The sequence below is a fragment of the Streptomyces gilvus genome (assembly GCF_022513565.1).
In the GTDB taxonomy this organism is placed as follows: Bacteria; Actinomycetota; Actinomycetes; order Streptomycetales; family Streptomycetaceae; genus Streptomyces; species Streptomyces gilvus.
The window spans coordinates 408824-426255 of sequence record NZ_JAKWBE010000001.1 but is presented as its reverse complement, the minus strand read 5'-3'; the positions used below and the strand labels follow the sequence as shown (position 1 = coordinate 426255).

Here is a 17432-nt window from a genome sequence, read left to right as displayed (position 1 = left end):
GAGTGCGGAGACAGCGGGAGTGCGGAGACAGCGGGAGTGCGGAGACAGCGGGAGTGCGGAGACAGCGGGAGTGCGGAGACAGCGGGAGTGCGGTCTCAGGCGCGCAGCCAGACCGCCGTGTCGGTGGGCAGCCGGCCGTCCGCGTCCAAGGGGCCGCTGCTCAGGAGGAGTTCGGTGTGGGGAGGGAGGTCGGCGCTGTCGTCGGCGAGGTTCACGACGCACATAGCGCCCCCCGCACGGGTGAAGGCGAGGACGCCCTCGGGCGCGGGCAGCCAGGTGAGCGGGCCCTCGCCGAACGCCGACCGGAGTGCGATCGCGGCCCGGTACAGACTCAGCATCGAGGCGAGGTCGGCGGCCTGGCGGTCGGCCGCGTAGGCGGGCCAGTAGGCGGGCTCGGGCAGCCAGGGCTCCCCGCCGAAACCGGCGTACGGCGCCTCGGCCGCCCACGGCAGCGGCACCCGGCACCCGTCACGCCCCGGGTCCGTGCCGCCGGAGCGGAAGTGCATCGGGTCCTCGATGCGGTCGCGGGGGATGTCGGCCTCGGGCAGGCCCAGTTCCTCCCCCTGGTAGAGGTAGACGGCGCCGGGGAGGGCGAGCGAGAGGAGGGCCGCAGCGCGGGCGCGGCGGGTGCCGAGGGCGAGGTCGGTCGGGGTGCCGAAGGCCTTCGTGGCGAAGTCGAAACCGGTGTCCGCGCGGCCGTACCGGGTGACCGTGCGGGTGACGTCGTGGTTGCACAGGACCCAGGTGGCGGGGGCGCCGACGGGAGCGTGCTCGGCGAGGGTCGTGTCGACGGCCGTGCGCAGCCGGCCGGCGTCCCAAGGGCAGGACAGAAAGCTGAAGTTGAAGGCCGTGTGCAGTTCGTCGGGGCGGAGGTAGCGGGCGAAGCGTTCGGCGTCCGGGAGCCACACCTCGCCGACGAACACGCCGTCGTACTCGTCGGCGACCGCCCGCCAGGAGCGGTAGATGTCGTGGAGTTCGTCGCGGTCGACGAAGGGGTGCGGGTCGGGGGCGTCGGCGAGGTCGGGGAGCGCGGGGTCCTTGGCGAGCAGGGCGGCGGAGTCGATGCGGACGCCCGCGACACCCCGCTCGAACCAGAAGCGCAGGATGTCCTCGTGCTCCTGACGGACGGCCGGGTGGGCCCAGTTGAGGTCGGGCTGCTCGGGTGTGAACAGGTGGAGGTACCAGTCGCCGTCCGGCAGCCGCTTCCACACCGGCTCGGTGGAGCCGACGAACTGCGACGGCCAGTCGTTGGGCGGCAGTTCGCCGTGGTCCCCGCGTCCGCGCCGGAAGTGGAACAGCTCGCGTTCCGGGCTGCCGGGTCCGGTGGCGAGCGCGGCCCGGAACCAAGGGTGCTGGTCGGAGACGTGGTTGGGCACGATGTCCACGATGGTGCGGATGCCGAGCTCCCGGGCCTCGGCGATCAGCTTCTCGGCCTCGGCGAGGGTGCCGAAGGCCGGGTCGATCGCCCGGTAGTCGGCGACGTCGTAGCCGCCGTCCTTCATCGGCGACAGGTACCAGGGGTTGAACCACAGGGCGTCCACGCCGAGTTCGGCGAGGTACGGCAGCCTGGCGCGGACGCCCGCGAGGTCCCCGGTGCCGTCGCCGTCGCCGTCGGCGAAGCTGCGGACGTAGACCTGGTAGATGACGGCGGAGCGCCACCACTCCTTGCGGGCATGGCGGGACGGTCCCACGGTGCGTGCCTTTCTGTCGGAGGGAGGGCGTCAGCCCTTGGTGCCGCCCGCGCTGATCCCGGCGATGATGTGCCGCTGGAAGACCAGGAAGAGCGCGACCATCGGGATGCTCGCGATGACCATCGCGGCGATGAGCACGGTGAGCTGGATGTTCTGCGACAGCTGGACGAGGGCGACGCTGATGGGCTGCTTGTCGGTGTCGGAGAAGACCATCAGCGGCCAGAGGAAGTCCTGCCAGACGGCGACGAGGGCGAAGATGGAGACCACCCCCAGCACCGGCCGTGACATGGGCAGCACGATCGACCAGAGCGTGCGCAGTTTTCCCGCGCCGTCCATCTCGGCGGCCTCCAGCACATCGCGCGGGAGCTGGTCGAAGAACCGCTTGAGCAGATAGAGGTTGAAGGCGTTGGCGACGGCCGGCAGCCAGATGGCGACGGGTTTGTTGAGCAGGCCCAGGTCCGCCACGGTGAGGTACTTCGGTACGACCAGGGCCTGTGCCGGGACCATGAGGGTGGCGAGGATGCCGCCGAGGACCAGCCGGCCGAAGGCGGGCCGGAGCCGGGAGAGGGCGTAGGCGGCCGCGGTGCACAGCACCAGCTGGCAGGCCCAGGCGCCAGCCGCCTGGACGACCGTGTTCCACAAGTGCTGCGGGAGTTGCATCAGGTCCCAGGCGTCGGTGTAGCCGCCGAGGTGCCAGTGGTCGGGGACGAGGGTCGGCGGGGTCCGCGCGATCTCGTCCGGCGACTTCATCGCGCCGGTCACCATCCAGTACACGGGGAAGAGGAAGGCGAGGGCGAAGAGCAGGACGACGGCGGAGAAGACGGTCCAGTAGAGAGCCTTGCCGCGAGGGCGGGCCAGGGTCGCCGGGGAGATCAGGGTCCGGGTGCTCACGCTTCCTCCTCCCCGGAGCGGGTCAGGCGCAGATAGACGGCGGAGAAGGCGCCGAGCAGCAGCAGGAGCATGACGCTGAGGGCGCAGGCACCGCCGAAGTCGTTGTAGAGGAAGGCGTACTTGTAGATGAGGTAGAGCACGGTGACGGTGGCGTTCTCGGGGCCGCCGCCCGTGATCACGAACGGTTCGGTGAAGACCTGCATGGTGGCGATGATCTGAAGGAGCATCAGCATCAGGATCACGAAGCGGGTCTGAGGGACCGTCACGTGCCGTACGCGCTGCAGCAGGCCGGCTCCGTCCAGCTCGGCCGCCTCGTACAGCTCGCCGGGGATGGACTGCAGGGCGGCGAGGTAGATCAGGACCGTGCCGCCCATGTTGGCCCAGGTGGCGACGAGGACCAGGGAGACCAGCGCGGTGTCGGCGCCGTTGGACCAGTTCGAGGTGGGCAGGTGAAGGAAGCGCAGCGCCTCGTTGGCGAGGCCCGCCCCGGGGTCGTAGAACCACTTCCACAGCAGGGCGCTGACCACGGGCGGGATCATCACCGGCAGATAGACCACGATCCTGAAGAACGCCTTCGCGTGCCGGAGTTCGTTGAGGACGAGGGCCATCACGAAGGGGATCGCGAAGCCGATCAGCAGGGCCAGGAGCGTGAAGGTCAGGGTGTTGCGCCAGGCCGCGGAGAACTCGGGGTCGTGCCAGACGCGGGTGAAGTTGGCCGTGCCGACCCACTGCGGCGAGGAGCCCGGGGTGTACTTCTGGAAGGCGATCACGACGGCGCGGATCGCCGGGTACCAGGAGAACAGGGCGAAGCAGATCAGGCCGCCGAGGAGGAAGGCGTAGGCGCGGGCCTGGTCGGCGAGGCGGCGCCGTCCCCGGTCCCCTGCCGGGGACGGCGCCGGGACCGTGGGGGCGGCGGCCGTCCGGGGCCGCTGCCGCTCGGCCGTCTTCGTCATGGCCGTCAGCCCCGGGCCAGGATGCCGTCGATCTTGCCGGAGGCGTCCTTCAGGAGCTGGTCGATGTCGGCGTCCTTCTTGGTGAGGACGGCGGAGACGGCGGAGTCGAGGACGGAGTAGACCTGCTGGGCGTCCGGCGGCTCGATCTTCAGCCGGAGGCTGTGGTTGCCGTCGAGGAAGGCCTGGTAGTTCTCCACCGGAACATTGGCGTTGGCCTTCTTGACCTGCTGGTCCCTGGCGTCGGCGGCGCCGGTGAACAGGCGCGGCTCGGGCAGTCCGACGGGTGCGTTCGCCTTCCTGGCGCGGGCGTAGTCGCCGAGGAAGCCGGTGCCGGGGGTGAGGAACATGTGGTCGAGCCACTGCAGGCCGGCGCGAATCTGGGCGGGCGTGTCGTGCTTGTTGAACATGTAGCCGTCGCCGCCGATGAGCGTGCCCTTGCCGCCGGGCATCGGACCGAGCGCGAGGTCCTTGTAGTCGCCGCCCTTCTCCTTGACCAGGATCGGGATGTTGTCCGGGGCGGAGAGGTACATGCCGAGCCTGCCCGAACCCATCATCTGCTGCACGTCGTTGATGACCAGGAGCTGCTTGCTGCCCATGGAGTTGTCACTCCAGCGCATGTCGTGCAGGTTCCGCAGGACGGCGTGGCCCTCGGGGGTGTCGATGGTGGCCTTCTTGCCGTCGGGGCTGACGACGTCGCCGCCCTGGGAGTAGAGCTCGGCGGTGAAGTGCCAACCCCCTTGGTTCTGGGCGCTGTAGTCGGCGTATCCGACGGTGCCGTCGCCGAGGGCCGCGATCTTCTTGGCGTCGGCGCGGACCTCGTCCCAGGTCGTCGGCGGCCGGTCGGGGTCCAGTCCGGCCTTCTCGAAGAGCTTGCGGTTGTAGATCAGGCCCATGGAGTAACCGGTGCGCGGGACGCCGTAGATCTTCCCGTCGACGGTGTAGATGTCGCGCAGCTGCTTCTGGATGGAGTCGTAGCTCTTCAACTCCTTGATGTACGGCGTGAGATCGGCCGCCTGACGGATGTCGACGACGTGCCTGGCGTCGGTGAAGTACGTGTAGAAGACGTCCTCCATCTGCCCGCCGGCGAGCTTGGCGTCGAAGGTCTTGGGGTCCTGGCAGGGGAACGCGTCGTGCGCGACGACGTCGATGTCCGGGTGCTGCTTCTCGAAGGACGCGACGTCCTGCTCGAAGAAGCCGCGGTCGACCTTGGCGCTCCTGGGCGGCTCGCAGTTGACGGTGATACGGGTCTTCCCGCTCGCCGAGCCGTCGTCACCGGAGCCGCAGGCGGTGGCGGCGAGGGCGAGGGAGGAACAGACGCTGAGCGCGACGAACGTACGGCGGAACCCGGTGCTTCTCATCAGAGGACCCCTCGTGGCAGGAGCGGTGGGCGCCGCACACTCAAGCACCGCCGACATCCGTCCGCAAGATGTCGCGCAGAATCTGTAATTATTCGACAGCTGACGGGATCTCAGGGGCGAGGAGCTTGCGCGGTCGAGCCGCGCACCACCAACTCCGGCTCGAACAACAGCTCTTCGGCGGGTACGGAACCGCCGCCGACCTGCGCGTTCAGCAGCTCCACGGCAGCGCGCCCCATGGCCTCGATGGGCTGGCGGACGGTGGTCAGGGGCGGCTCGGTGCAGTTCATCAGCGCGGAGTCGTCGTAACCGACGACGGAGACGCGGCCGGGGACGTCCAGCCCCTTGCGGCGGGCGGCCCGGATGACGCCGAGGGCGAGCGGGTCGCTGGCGCAGATGAAGCCGGTGACACCGCGGTCGATCAGCCGGGCGGCGGCCGCGTGACCGCCCTCGATGGAGAACATGGCCCGCGCGACACGCTCCTCGGGGAGGTCGCCGAGGGCCTGGGCGGCGGCGAGTTTGCGGGCCGACGGCACATGGTCGGCGGGCCCCAGCACCAGCCCGATCCGCTCGTGCCCGAGCGAGGCGAGGTGCCGCCAGGCCTGCTCCACGGCCACCGCGTCGTCGCAGGAGACACCCGGGAAGCCGAGGTCGTCGATGGACGCGTTGACCAGCACCACCGGGATGTTGCGCTCGGCGAGCCGCCGGTAGTGCTCGTGCGGGGCGTCGGCCTGGGCGTACAGGCCGCCGGCGAAGACGACACCGGAGACCTGCTGTTGCAGCAGCAGGTCCACGTAGTCGGACTCGGAGACGCCGCCCTTGGTCTGGGTGCACAGCACCGGTGTGAGGCCCAGCTGGGCGAGCGCCCCGCCGATCACCTCGGCGAAGGCCGGGAAGATGGGGTTCTGCAGCTCGGGCAGGACGAGACCGACGAGCCGGGCGCGCTCACCCCGCAGCTGGGTGGGCCGCTCGTAGCCGAGGACGTCCAGGGCGCTGAGCACCGCCTGCCGGGTGGCCTCGGAGACACCCGGTTTGCCGTTGAGCACCCGGCTCACCGTGGCCTCGCTGACCCCGACCTTCTTCGCCACCTCGGCAAGTCGTCGCGTCATGAACGCAAGAATAGCGCAATAAGCGCAAACGGCTTGCGTAACTCCATGCCCTTCGACGTCAGTGCTTCAGTGGGCGGCCCACAGGCCCCGGACGTGCCCGAGGTGGCGGGTCATCACCTCGCGGGTGCGCTCGGGGTCCCGGGCGAGCAGGGCGTCGAGGAGTTCGAGATGCTCCTGCGCGGAGGCCTCCAGCCGCCCCGCCTCGACGAGAGCCGTCAGCCCGTACAGGCGCGAACGCTGCCGCAGGTCCCGTACGACTTCCACGAGATGGTCGTTGCCCGCCAGCGCCAGCAGTCCCAGATGGAACCGCAGGTCGGCCTCGACGTAGGCGATGAGGTCGCCCCTGGCGGCGGAGGTGACGATCTCCATCGCCTCGGGGCGGAGCGCTTCGACGTCCGCGGGGTCGGCGGTGGTCGCGAGACCGACCGTCACCGGGATCTCGATCAGGGACCGGACGTGGGTGTACTCGTCGAGCTGCTTGTCGGAGACCTCGGTGACCCGGAAGCCCTTGTTCGGGACGATCTCGACCATGCCCTCCTTCACCAGCTCCAGCATCGCCTCGCGCACCGGCGTCGCGGAGACCCCGAGACGTGGGGCGAGGGCCGGCGCCGAGTACACCTGGCCGGGGCGGAGTTCACCCGAGATCAGGGCGGCACGCAGCACGTCCACGACCTTCTCCCGGAAGTTGGGCTTCCTGCCGCCGAGCGACGGCAGGGCGGGGCGGCTGCGCTGCGGGGCCATGGTGATCGTCCTCCTCGGGTCACCGGACATTATGGGGCTCGCCTACAGCACGAATCCCGCGGGGAAGGGGTCGTCCGGGTCCAGTAGGTACTGGGCGGTTCCGGTGATCCAGGCGCGGCCGGTGAAGCTGGGCAGGACGGCCGGACGGCCGGCCACCTCGGTGGTGCCCAGCAGCCGGCCGGTGAAGCGGGTGCCGATGAACGACTCGTTGACGAACTCGGTGTGCAGGGGCAGTTCGCCGCGCGCGTGCAACTGCGCCATGCGCGCGCTGGTGCCGGTGCCGCAGGGCGAGCGGTCGAACCAGCCGGGGTGGATGACCATCGCGTGCCGCGAGTGCCGGGCGTCGGAACCCGGGGCGTAGAGGTGGACGTGGTGGCAGCCGCGGATGGAGGGGTCCTCGGGGTGGACGGGTTCGTCGGCGGCGTTGATGGCGTCCATGAGTTCCAGACCGGCCGCGAGGATGGCGTCTTTGTGGGCGCGGTCGAAGGGGAGGCCGAGTTGGTCGATGGGGAGGATGGCGTAGAAGTTCCCGCCGTATGCCATGTCATATGTTACTGACCCGTCGGACACCTCCACCTTCCGGTCCAGCCCCACCGCGAACGACGGCACGTTCCGCAGCGTCACCGCCTTCGCCGCCCCGCCCTCCACCGCCACCTCGGCGATCACCAGCCCCGCGGGGGTGTCCAGGCGGATCGTGGTCACCGGCTCGACGACCTCGACCATGCCGGTCTCCACCAGGACCGTCGCCACCCCGATCGTGCCGTGTCCGCACATCGGCAGATAGCCGGAGACCTCGATGTAGACCACGCCCCAGTCGCAGTCCGGCCGGGTCGGCGGCTGGAGGATCGCGCCGCTCATCGCGGAGTGACCGCGCGGCTCGTTCATCAGCAACTGCTTGATCTCGTCGCGGTGTTCGCGGAAGTACAGCCGCCGCTCGTTCATGGTGGCGCCCGGGATGGTGCCGATCCCGCCGGTGATCACACGGGTGGGCATGCCCTCGGTGTGCGAGTCGACGGCGTGCAGGACGAGTTTGCTGTGCATGACCTCTCCCTACGCCAGGCCTGCGGCGACGGCCTGTTCGGTGGCGGCCCGGACCTCGGCCTCCTGCTCGGGCAGCAGCGGCATGCGCGGGGGCCGCACCGGTCCGCCGTACCGGCCGACGATGTCCATGGACAGCTTGATGGCCTGCACGAACTCGACCCGGGAGTCCCAGCGCAGCAACGGGTGCAGCTGCTCGTAGAGCTTCTTGGCGGTGGCCAGGTCGCCCTCGACGGCCGCGCGGTACAGCTGGGTGCTCGCGGCGGGCAGCGCGTTGGGGTAACCCGCCACCCACCCCTTGGCTCCGGCGATCGCGAGCTCCAGCAGGACGTCGTCGGCGCCGATCAACAGGTCGAGTTCCGGGGCGAGTTCGGCCAGCCGCCAGGCCCGGCGGACGTCGCCGGAGAACTCCTTGACGGCCTGGACGTACCCCTCGCCGTGCAGCTTCGCCAGCAACTCCGGGACGAGGTCGACCTTGGTGTCGATCGGGTTGTTGTACGCCACGATCGGCACGCCCGCCTTCGCGACCTCGGCGTAGTGGGCGAGCACCGAACGCTCGTCGGCGCGGTAGGCGTTGGGCGGCAGCAGCATCACGGAGGCGCAGCCCGCGTCACGCGCCTGCTCGGCCCAGCGCCGGGACTCCGCAGAGCCGTAGGCGGCGACGCCGGGCATCACGCGTGCGCCGCCGATCGCGGCCACGGCGGTCTCCACGACCTTGGCGCGCTCCTCGGGGGTGAGCACCTGGTACTCGCCGAGGGAGCCGTTGGGGACGACGCCGTCGCAGCCGTTCTCGACGAGCCACGCGCAGTGTTCGGCGTACTTGTCGTAGTCGACGGACAGGTCGTCGGTGAGCGGGAGCGCCGTGGCGACGAGGACGCCGCGCCAGGGGCGGTGGTCGGTCATGAGGGCCCTTCCTCGGTGGGGTGGTCGGGTTCGCTGGCCAGGACGCCGAGCGGTACGGGCCGGGCGAACGGCCTTCTGGGCGGGGTGTGTTCGCAACCTGCGAGCCCGGCGACCGCGGGTCCGCACATCCGGCCCTGGCACCAGCCCATGCCGGCCCGGGTCAGCAGTTTCACGGTGCGCGGATCGCCCGCGCCGAGGTCGCCGACGGCCTCTCGGACGGCGCCGGCCGTCACCTCCTCGCAGCGGCAGACCACGGTGTCGTCGGTGACCTGGTCGGTCCAGCGCGCGGGCGGCCGGTACACGTCGTCGAGGGCTGCCGCGAACTGCCGCAGTTTCCTGCGGGACTTCAGGGCGGCGGCGTCCAGGGCGGGCTCGGTGCCGGTCATGCGCGCGGCGGCCGAGGCTCCCGCGATGCGCCCCTCGACGAGCGCGAGCGCGGAGCCACCGACGCCGGTGGCCTCCCCCGCCGCCCAGACGCCGGGGACGTCGGTGCGTTGCTCGTGGTCGACGTGGACGTTGTTGCCGTCGAGACGGCACCCGAGGCTGTCCGCGAGGTCGGTGTGCGGCAGCAGGCCGTGGCTGACGGCGAGGGTGTCGCAGGCGATGCGGCGTGCGGTGCCTGGCCGGACATGCCCCGTCGCGTCGAGGGCCGCGACGGTGACGCCCTCCACCCGGTCGGTGCCGTGCGCCTCGATCACGGCGTGGCGGAAGAGCGGGCGCACCCGGCGCCGGAGCAACTGGCCCGCGTACAGGGCTCCTTCGGCGAGCTTGCCGGGCTGGGCCGCCAGCGCACGGGGCCGTCGTACGAACGCCCGGGGATCGGCGGACTCGACGAGTGCCACCACCTCCACGCCCGCGTCGGCGAGTCCGGTGGCGACCGGCAGAAGGAGCGGTCCGGTACCGGCGACCACGGCGACCCGGCCCGGAACGGCCAGCGTGCCCTTCAGCATGGCCTGCGCGCCGCCCGCGGTGACGACGCCGGGAAGAGTCCAGCCCGGGAAGGGCAGCACCTGCTCGTACCCGCCGGTGGCGAGGAGCACGGCGTCGGCGCGGACGGTGGCGGGGTCCTCCTGCTCGGGGCCGAGCAGTGCGTGGACGGCGAAAGACTCGTCCAGCCGCTCGACGAACCAGATGTGATGGTCCGTCACATGCCGTACAAGGCCTGCCCTGACGTGGCCGCGCAGTCCTTCCTGCAGTCCCTCCCAGGTCCGCCACTGGTGGTGCAGGGCCTGGGGGCGGCGGGCGCGCAGCTCACGGGCGGGCTGGCGGTAGAACTGGCCGCCCGCGTCCGCTGCCGAGTCGATCAGGGTGACCCGGACGCCGTGCGCGGCGGCGGTCAGGGTCGCGGCGAGGCCCGCGGGGCCCGCGCCGATCACCGCGAGGTGCGGTCGGTCAGTCATCGTGGCCGGTCCCCTCCTGGGTACGGATCACGTCGCCTGGAGCCACCGGCACAAGACAAGCCCGTTGGTTGGGGCGGTCGTTGACGGTCACCAGGCAGTCGAAGCAGACCCCGATCCCGCAGAAGACACCGCGTGGGCGGCCGTCGGCGCGGGTGGTGCGCCAGGCGGTGACGCCGGCTGTCCACAGTGCGGCGGCGACCGTCTGGCCGGGCAGGGCCTCGATCTCCCGGCCGTCGAGGGTGACCGTGAAGGGCGGACCCGGGTGGGCGTCGGCCAGGTCGAGCGGTGAAGTCACACGGCCTCCTCGGCGAAGCGGTCGGGCCTGAACGGCGCGAGGTCCAGGTCGGGGTTCTTCGCGGTCAGGACCTGCGCGATCAGATGCCCGGTGCCGGTGGACAGGCCGATGCCGGCGCCCTCGTGACCGCAGGCGTGGAACAGGCCGGGGACGCGCGGGTCGGGGCCGATGGCGGGCAGATGGTCGGGCATGTAGGGGCGGAATCCGGTGTAGGCGCGCAGGGCACGGACGTCGGCGAGGAAGGGGAACAGCCGGGTGGCGCCCGCGGCGAGAGCCCGCAGGGCGGGGAGCGAGAACGACCGGTCGAAGCCGACGCGTTCGCGGCTCGCGCCGATCAGGATCGGCCCGGCCGCCGTTCCCTCCACGACCGGCGAGGTCTGCAGCGCGGCCGAGTCGCTGGCCACGTCGGCCACGTAGTCGGCGGCGTACACCTTGTGCCGGACCCGGCGCGGAAGGGGCTCGGTGACGAGGACGAAGCCGCGGCGCGGGAGCACGGGCAGGGTGGTGCCGGCCAGGGCGGCGATGTCGGCCCCCCAGGTGCCGGCCGCGTTGACGAGGGAGGGGGCGTGGATGTCGCCCCGGTCTGTGCGGACGCCGAGGACGGTGCCGTCGGGGCGGCGCAGTACGTCCGTCACCGTCCGGCTCGTGTGCAGGCGGGCGCCCGAGGCCCGTAGCAGATGGGCGGCGGCCAGGGCGGGCATGACCTGGCAGTCCTGGGGGTAGTGCACGGCACCGGGCAGACCTGGGGCGAGGTGGGGTTCGAGGGCGTAGAGCTCGTCGCCCGCGACCGGTTCCGCGACGACTCCGGCCGCGCGCTGTCCGGCGGCGAACCGCTCCAGGGCGGTGAGGCCGCCGGGGGATGTGGCCACCACGACACCGCCCTTGGCCTCGTACTCGATCAACCGGCCGAGCTCCTGGGCGAGTTCGGCCCAGAGACGGAGCGAGAGGAGGGCCAGGTCCAGCTCCGGTCCGGGCTCCTTGTCGGAGACGAGGAGGTTGCCCTCCCCCGCGCCGGTGGTGCCGCCGGCCACCGGGCCGCGGTCCACCACGACGACGTCCAGGCCCGCTCGGGCCGCGTACAGGGCACATGCGGCGCCTGTCATTCCGGCGCCGACGACCACGACATCGCAGGTCAGTGGCTGGCTCACGCCAGTACTATGTCACATACCACTGGGCGGGGGAATGGGTGCGCGCCCCCAGACCCACCCCAGCCCCGCCCCAACACCCGGCTCAGCCCCGCCTCACACCCGACTCCCCCCAGCCGTGTCCGCCGCCAGCCGCTGAGCCGCGTAAATGGGCACGACCGACACCAGCACCAGCACCGCCGCCACCACGTTGACCACCGGCGCCTGCTGCGGCCGGGTCATGTTCTCGAAGATCCAGATCGGCAGCGTCTCGATCCCCGGCCCCGCGGTGAACGTCGTGACCACGATCTCGTCGAAGGACAGGGCGAACGCCAGCAGCCCGCCGGCCAGCAACGCGGACCGCACCAGGGGGAAGGTCACGTCGACGAAGGCACGGAAGGTGTCGGCCCCCAGGTCCATCGCCGCCTCCTCGTACGACCCGGAGGTGCGACGCAGCCGCGCGACCACGTTGTTGAAGACCACGACGATGCAGAAGGTGGCGTGTCCGACGATCACCGTGAACAGTCCGAGGCCCACCCCGAGGGGCGCGAGCACCGTGCTGAACGCCGAGTTGAGGGCGATGCCCGTGACGATGCCGGGCAGGGCGATCGGCAGGACGACCACGAAGGAGATGCTGTCGCGGCCGAAGAACCGGTGCCGGGCGACGGCGAAGGCGATCAGTGTGCCGAGGACCAGGGCGATCGCGGTCGCCCCCAGCCCGGCCTTCACCGAGACCCAGAGAGCCGCGCGCGCACCGGAGTTGTGCCAGGCGACGGACCACCAGTGCGTGGTGAGACGCGGCGGCGGCCAGCTCGCGCTGCGGTCGGGGTTCAGGGAGTTGACGACCACGAGCAGCAACGGCACGTAGATCACGGCGAATCCGAGCCCGGCGGCGACGCGCAGCGCGATGCGCGCGGAACGGGAGAGTTGCACGGCGGCTCCTCTACAGGCTGCTCAACGCGCCCGTGCGGCGCATCGCCAGCAGGTACAGCACGATGACGACGACCGGGACCGTGCCGAGCGCGGCGGCCATGGGCAGGTTGAGTTCGATGTTGGAGTAGACGAGATTGCCGATCAGCTGGGTCTTGCCGCCCACGATCTGCACGGTGATGTAGTCGCCGAGGCTCAGCGAGAAGGTGAAGACCGACCCGGCGGCGACGGAGGGCAGCACCATCGGCAGCACCACCGACCGGAAGGTCCGCCAGCCGCGGGCGCCCAGGTCGGCCGAGGCGTCGAGGAGGCCGGCGGGCAGCTGCTCCAGCGCCGTGTGGATCGGCAGGATCATGTACGGCAGCCAGAGGTACGTCAGGGTCAGTACGGCGGCGGGCAGGCCGAAGCCCGGACCGCTGAGCCCGAAGGGCCGGAGCATCCAGTCGGCGAGGCCGCCCTCGGACAGGATCAGCCGCCAGGCGTACACCTTCACCAGGTAACTCGCCCACAGCGGTGTGAGGATGGCGACGACCAGCAGCGGACGCCACCTCGGCCGGGCCACCCGGGCGGTGTAGAAGGCGAGCGGGAAGGCGATCACCGCGCACAGGGCGGTGACGGCCAGGGCCACGCCGACGCTGCGCAGGATCACCTCCCGGTAGACGGGCGTGGTGAACAGCTCGTGGAAGTTGTCGGTCGACCAGACCTTCACCACCTCGGAGGTGAAGGAGTTCGTCGTCCAGAACGCGGAGACGAACAGCACCGACAGCGAGCCGAGGTAGAGGACGGCCAGCCACAGCAGCGGGGCGGTCAGCAGCAGGGACAGCCTGAGGCGGGGGCGACGGTGCAGCGCCCCCGCGGTCCGCGTCAGCAGGGCCATGCCTCAGCCCTTGATCTCGGTCCAGGCCCGCACCCACTTGGCGTACGGCACGCACTTGACGTCGGTGCGGCCGTCGAGGCACTGCTCGATGGGGGTGTTCCAGAAGGCGATCTTCTTCCAGTAGCTCTCGTCGGCGGCGTGGAAGGTGGTGCAGAAGTTCTTGTCGGCGGTGAGGTCGCAGGCCCTGGAGTTGGCGGGTGCCTCGCCGAAGTACTCGGCGACCTGGGCGTTGACCTTCGGGGAGACGATCCAGTCCATCCACCGGTAGGCGCAGTCGGGGTGCTTGGCCTTGGAGTAGATCATCCAGGTGTCGGACCAGCCGGTCGACCCCTCCTTGGGCACGAAGGCCCTGACCTTGGCGCCCTCGCCGGCGGCGAGGTTGGCGATGACCTGCCAGGTGGTGCCGATCACGGAGTCACCGCTCTTGAAGGCGGAGATCTCCTTCAGATAGTCGCTCCAGTACTCGCCGATGTCCGCGTTCTGCTTCTTCAGCAGGCTCACCGCGGCGTCGAACTGCTTCTGGTCGAGGGCGTAGGGGTCCTTGATCTTCAACTCCGGCCTGGTGGCCTTGAGATACAGCGCGGCGTCGGCGATGTAGATCGGGGAGTCGTACGCGGTGACGTGGCCCTTGTACTTGGCTGCGTCGTCGAAGACGGCGGCCCAGGAGGTCGGCGCGGGGGTGACCTTCCGGGTGTTGTACATCAGCAGGTTGGCGCCGCGGCCGTGCGGGATGCCGTACATCCGGCCCTTGACGGAGTTCCAGGCGCCGTTCTTCAGGCCGGTGAAGATGTCCTTGTAGTTCGGGACGAGTCCGGTGTTGACGGGGGCGGCGTCGCCGGAGGCGATCAGGCGCAGGGAGGCGTCGCCGGAGGCGGAGACGGCGTCGTACTCGCCGGTCTTCATCAGCTTGACCATCTCGTCGGAGCTGGCGGCGACCTTGGAGTTGACCTTGCAGCCGGTCTGTTTCTCGAAGGGGGTCACCCAGTCGGCCTTGGGGTCGTTGGAGCCGTCCTCGACGTAGCCGGCCCAAGCGATCAGGTTGACCTGTCCCTCGGACTTGCCGAGCTTCGACAGGGGTTTGAGGTCGGGGGGGTTGAGGCCGGTGGAGGACGAACCGCCGGATCCGGAGCCGCAGGCGGTGGCGGCGAGCAGCAGCGCGGTGGCGGCCGCGAGGTGGAGAGTTCGGGTGAGGCGCACGACGTTCTCCATGGGTTCGGGGTCAGTCGGGGACGTGGACGGTGTGGCGGCGGTGCCAGCTCAGTCGCACCCGGGTGCCGCGGTAGGCGGCGACGTCCTCGGCGGAGGTCTCCAGGTTCTGCTGGAGGGCGGTGAGGCGGCCGCCCGCGTCGAGGTCGACGAGGAAGCGGGTGGCGTCGCCGAGGTAGACGACCTCGGCGACGGTGCCGACGGCGCTCGTGTGCTCGGGCTCGTCGGCCTCGGCGGAGTCCTTCAGGACGCGGATCTTCTCGGGGCGGACACTGTAGACGCCGGGGGCGCCGACCACGCGCTGGGCGGACTCGCCCTCCAGCAGGTTGGAGGTGCCGACGAAGGAGGCGACGAAGGCGGTGGCGGGGCGTTCGTAGATCTCGGCGGGGGTGCCGACCTGTTCGACGCGGCCCTGGTCGAGGACGGCGATGCGGTCGCTCATCGTCAGGGCCTCCTCCTGGTCGTGGGTGACGAGCACGAAGGTGATCCCGACCTCGCGCTGCAGCTCCTTGAGTTCGATCTGCATCTGCTCACGCAGTTTGAGGTCGAGGGCGCCGAGGGGTTCGTCGAGGAGCAGCACGCTCGGGCGTCCGACGAGGGCGCGGGCGAGGGCGACGCGCTGGCGCTGGCCGCCGGAGAGCTGGGCGGGCCGCCGCTTGCCGAAGCCCTCCAGGCGGACCTCGCTGAGCGCCTTGCGGGCCCGTACCAGCCGCTCGGCCTTGGGGATTCCCCGGACCTTGAGGGAGTAGGCGACGTTCTGTTCGACGGTCATGTGCGGGAAGAGGGCGTAGTCCTGGAAGACGGTGTGCACGTCCCGCTCGAAGGGCGCGAGGCCGGTGACCTCCTGCCCGGCGAGTTCGATCCGTCCGCCGGTGGGGCTCTCGAACCCGGCGATCATGCGCAGGACGGTGGTCTTGCCGGAACCGGAGGGGCCGAGCAGGGAGAAGAACTCACCGTCCCGGATCTCCAGGTCGATCCCGGCCACGGCGGTCGTCTCCCCGAAGGACTTCCGCAGATCCCGCAGCCGGATCGCAATTCCCTCCATGGACGGGAACCTTTCTGGCGCACGCGTTCGTTGCACGGAAAGATATGAAGTCATAGTTCAAAGCTCAAGGCCCCCTCGGGGTAAAGCTTGAGTCAACGTGCAAGGTGGTGGCCGTGAACCAGCAGCAGATGAACGGCGGTGCCCGCAGGGCCGTCTTCAGCCCGGTGGACAACCGGGCGCGCGTGGACGCGGTCGTCCGCCGGATCGGTGACGCCATCGAGCTGGGCCTGCTCGCCGACGGGGAGCAGCTGCCCGGCGAGAGCGAACTGGCCGGACAGCTCGGCGTGTCCACGGTGACCCTGCGGGAGGCGCTGATGGCCCTGCGCCAGCAGGGCCTGCTCACCACCCGCCGGGGCCGCGGCGGCGGCTCCTTCGTCTCCCTGCCCGAGGTCCCGGGCGAGGAACGCCTGAAGGTGCGCCTGCGCGGCTGGAGCACCGAGGAGCTGCGCGACCTCGGCGACCACTGGGCCGCCCTGTCCGGTACGGCGGCCCGCCTCGCCGCCGAGCGCACGGAACCCGACGACCTTCTGCAACTACGGCGTACGGCTGAGGAGTTGGCGTGGGCAGAAGACGCGGCGGCGCGCGGGCGGGTGTACGGGCGCTTCCATGTGGAGCTGGCGGCGGCCGCCCAGTCGGCCCGGCTCACCCGCGAACAGGTGGCCCTGCAGACGGAGGTGGGGGCGCTGCTGTGCCTTGTGCTCGCGGACGACGAATATCGTGAAGAGGTGGCGGACCGTCACCGCTCCGTGATCTCGGCCGTGCAGGATGGGGCCCACGAAACGGCCAGGGGACTGGCCGAGCGGTGTGTGCGGGAGTCGACGGCGCGGCTCATCGCCCTGCGTCTGACGCTCTAGCCGTGCACCGCGTCCGGTCCCGTCCGGGGGAGGGTGTGCATGGGCCTGGCGACCGCAGCGCTCGGCACGGCGCCGGAGGAGTCGGTCGCGGCCGAGGTCGGTTCCGCGCTGGAGAGCGTGTTCGACGCCGTGTCCGCCACCCGCGCCGAGACCACGGCCCTGCTCACGCGGGTGGCCGCCGAGCACCGCCGCCCCGCCACCGTGGACCTCGCCGCCCTGCGCCCGGGCCTGCATCTGCGGCTGGCCCGCAACGCGCTGGTGTCCGGGGTCGGCTTCGTCGCCGCGCCGGGCCTGCTGGGCGACGTACCGGCCTGGCTGGAGTGGTGGCAGTCCGGCGCGGAGGGCGACGTACGGCCGCTGCTGCTCGACCTCGACCCTGACCACTCGGCGTACGCCGACTACACGCACTGGGACTGGTTCGCCCTGCCCCGGGACACCGGCGAGCGGGCGGTCGCGGGACCCTACGTCGACTACCTCTGCTCCGACGAGTACAGCCTCACCCTGTCCGCGCCGGTGGAGACGGAGGGCCGTTTCGCCGGTGTGGCCGCGGCCGACGTGTACCTGCGTCACTTCGAGGCCGCCGTGCTGCCGCTGCTGCGCCGGCTGCCGGGCCCGGCGCACCTGGTGAACGCGCGCGGGCGGGTGGCGGCCTCCGCCGACCCCGCCCATCTGGCCGGCTCGCTCACCAAGGGGCCGGACTTCGCCGCCGTCCTGGAGAGCGCGCGCCCGGCGCGGCACGACGGCCTGCGCCTGGTCCCGTGCCGAGGCGTCCCGCTCGTGCTGGTCGCCTCCCCGCGCTGACGCGGGCCACCCACCCTCTCCGACCCGGCACCGTCGGCGACCTGAACGCCGGCGGGGCCCGGTCAGGCCCAGGGCCTGCCGTTCGGATCAGCCCGGCGTCGCGGCGCCTGGCACGCGCATCTGCCGCGTTGTCGTCGGTCCTCGACTCCCCCACGCTCGAACGACCTCGCGCGGGGGGACCCGCATCGCGTCGACTCCCTCCTCCGCCTTGCAGCTGCA

The 17432-nt window shown here is 71.2% G+C and carries 17 protein-coding genes; 2 read left to right on the top strand and 15 right to left on the bottom strand.

The window, feature by feature from the left end; translation table 11 throughout:
* Nucleotides 1-95: 95 nt before the first annotated feature.
* The 15 genes from MKW14_RS01905 to MKW14_RS01835 form a co-directional block, all read right to left on the bottom strand.
* A complete protein-coding gene (locus MKW14_RS01905) occupies nucleotides 96-1691 on the bottom strand; it encodes a glycoside hydrolase family 13 protein (protein ID WP_240858350.1) in 1596 nt (531 codons plus the stop codon).
* Nucleotides 1692-1721: 30 nt separating this feature from the next.
* Nucleotides 1722-2582, bottom strand: a complete 861-nt coding sequence (locus MKW14_RS01900) for a carbohydrate ABC transporter permease (protein WP_240858349.1) — start codon at nucleotides 2580-2582, stop codon at nucleotides 1722-1724.
* Entirely contained in the window at nucleotides 2579-3535 is a 957-nt protein-coding gene (locus MKW14_RS01895) for a carbohydrate ABC transporter permease (protein ID WP_240858347.1), read from the bottom strand. The genes MKW14_RS01900 and MKW14_RS01895 overlap by 4 nt, the downstream gene beginning before the upstream one ends.
* 5 nt (nucleotides 3536-3540) lie before the next feature.
* On the bottom strand, nucleotides 3541-4893 hold the full coding sequence (locus MKW14_RS01890) for an ABC transporter substrate-binding protein (RefSeq protein WP_240858345.1): 1353 nt from the start codon (nucleotides 4891-4893) through the stop codon (nucleotides 3541-3543).
* Nucleotides 4894-5003: 110 nt separating this feature from the next.
* Complete coding sequence (locus MKW14_RS01885; RefSeq protein WP_240858343.1) at nucleotides 5004-5999, bottom strand: LacI family DNA-binding transcriptional regulator; 996 nt, start codon at nucleotides 5997-5999, stop codon at nucleotides 5004-5006.
* Between the two features lie 66 nt (nucleotides 6000-6065).
* Nucleotides 6066-6740, bottom strand: coding sequence for a GntR family transcriptional regulator (locus MKW14_RS01880; protein WP_240858342.1), 675 nt, complete (start codon nucleotides 6738-6740; stop codon nucleotides 6066-6068).
* A 42-nt stretch (nucleotides 6741-6782) separates the two neighbouring features.
* Nucleotides 6783-7781, bottom strand: coding sequence for a proline racemase family protein (locus MKW14_RS01875; RefSeq protein WP_240858341.1), 999 nt, complete (start codon nucleotides 7779-7781; stop codon nucleotides 6783-6785).
* A gap of 9 nt (nucleotides 7782-7790) precedes the next feature.
* On the bottom strand, nucleotides 7791-8681 hold the full coding sequence (locus tag MKW14_RS01870; RefSeq protein ID WP_240858340.1) for a dihydrodipicolinate synthase family protein: 891 nt from the start codon (nucleotides 8679-8681) through the stop codon (nucleotides 7791-7793).
* On the bottom strand, nucleotides 8678-10081 hold the full coding sequence (locus tag MKW14_RS01865; RefSeq protein WP_240858339.1) for an FAD-dependent oxidoreductase: 1404 nt from the start codon (nucleotides 10079-10081) through the stop codon (nucleotides 8678-8680). The genes MKW14_RS01870 and MKW14_RS01865 overlap by 4 nt, the downstream gene beginning before the upstream one ends.
* Nucleotides 10074-10376: a (2Fe-2S)-binding protein gene (locus MKW14_RS01860; RefSeq protein ID WP_240858338.1), complete on the bottom strand. Its 303-nt coding sequence runs from the start codon at nucleotides 10374-10376 to the stop codon at nucleotides 10074-10076. The genes MKW14_RS01865 and MKW14_RS01860 overlap by 8 nt, the downstream gene beginning before the upstream one ends.
* On the bottom strand, nucleotides 10373-11524 hold the full coding sequence (locus tag MKW14_RS01855; protein ID WP_240858336.1) for an NAD(P)/FAD-dependent oxidoreductase: 1152 nt from the start codon (nucleotides 11522-11524) through the stop codon (nucleotides 10373-10375). Before MKW14_RS01855 ends, MKW14_RS01860 begins: the two co-directional genes overlap by 4 nt.
* 93 nt (nucleotides 11525-11617) lie before the next feature.
* Nucleotides 11618-12433 (bottom strand): ABC transporter permease, encoded by an 816-nt coding sequence (locus MKW14_RS01850; RefSeq protein WP_240858335.1) that lies wholly within the window; start codon nucleotides 12431-12433, stop codon nucleotides 11618-11620.
* 10 nt (nucleotides 12434-12443) lie between these two features.
* Nucleotides 12444-13307, bottom strand: a complete 864-nt coding sequence (locus MKW14_RS01845; protein WP_240858334.1) for an ABC transporter permease — start codon at nucleotides 13305-13307, stop codon at nucleotides 12444-12446.
* 3 nt (nucleotides 13308-13310) lie between these two features.
* The gene (locus MKW14_RS01840; RefSeq protein WP_240858332.1) at nucleotides 13311-14516 is read right to left on the bottom strand and encodes an ABC transporter substrate-binding protein; all 1206 of its coding nucleotides are present in this window, start codon (nucleotides 14514-14516) and stop codon (nucleotides 13311-13313) included.
* 10 nt (nucleotides 14517-14526) lie between these two features.
* Nucleotides 14527-15558, bottom strand: a complete 1032-nt coding sequence (locus MKW14_RS01835) for an ABC transporter ATP-binding protein (protein WP_240858331.1) — start codon at nucleotides 15556-15558, stop codon at nucleotides 14527-14529.
* Nucleotides 15559-15671: 113 nt separating this feature from the next.
* On the opposite strand from MKW14_RS01835, the gene MKW14_RS01830 reads away from it, so the two are divergent.
* Both MKW14_RS01830 and MKW14_RS01825 read left to right on the top strand, forming a co-directional pair.
* The gene (locus MKW14_RS01830) at nucleotides 15672-16412 is read left to right on the top strand and encodes a FadR/GntR family transcriptional regulator (protein WP_240858330.1); all 741 of its coding nucleotides are present in this window, start codon (nucleotides 15672-15674) and stop codon (nucleotides 16410-16412) included.
* A 39-nt stretch (nucleotides 16413-16451) separates the two neighbouring features.
* Nucleotides 16452-17213: a cache domain-containing protein gene (locus MKW14_RS01825; protein ID WP_240858329.1), complete on the top strand. Its 762-nt coding sequence runs from the start codon at nucleotides 16452-16454 to the stop codon at nucleotides 17211-17213.
* Nucleotides 17214-17432: the final 219 nt, after the last annotated feature.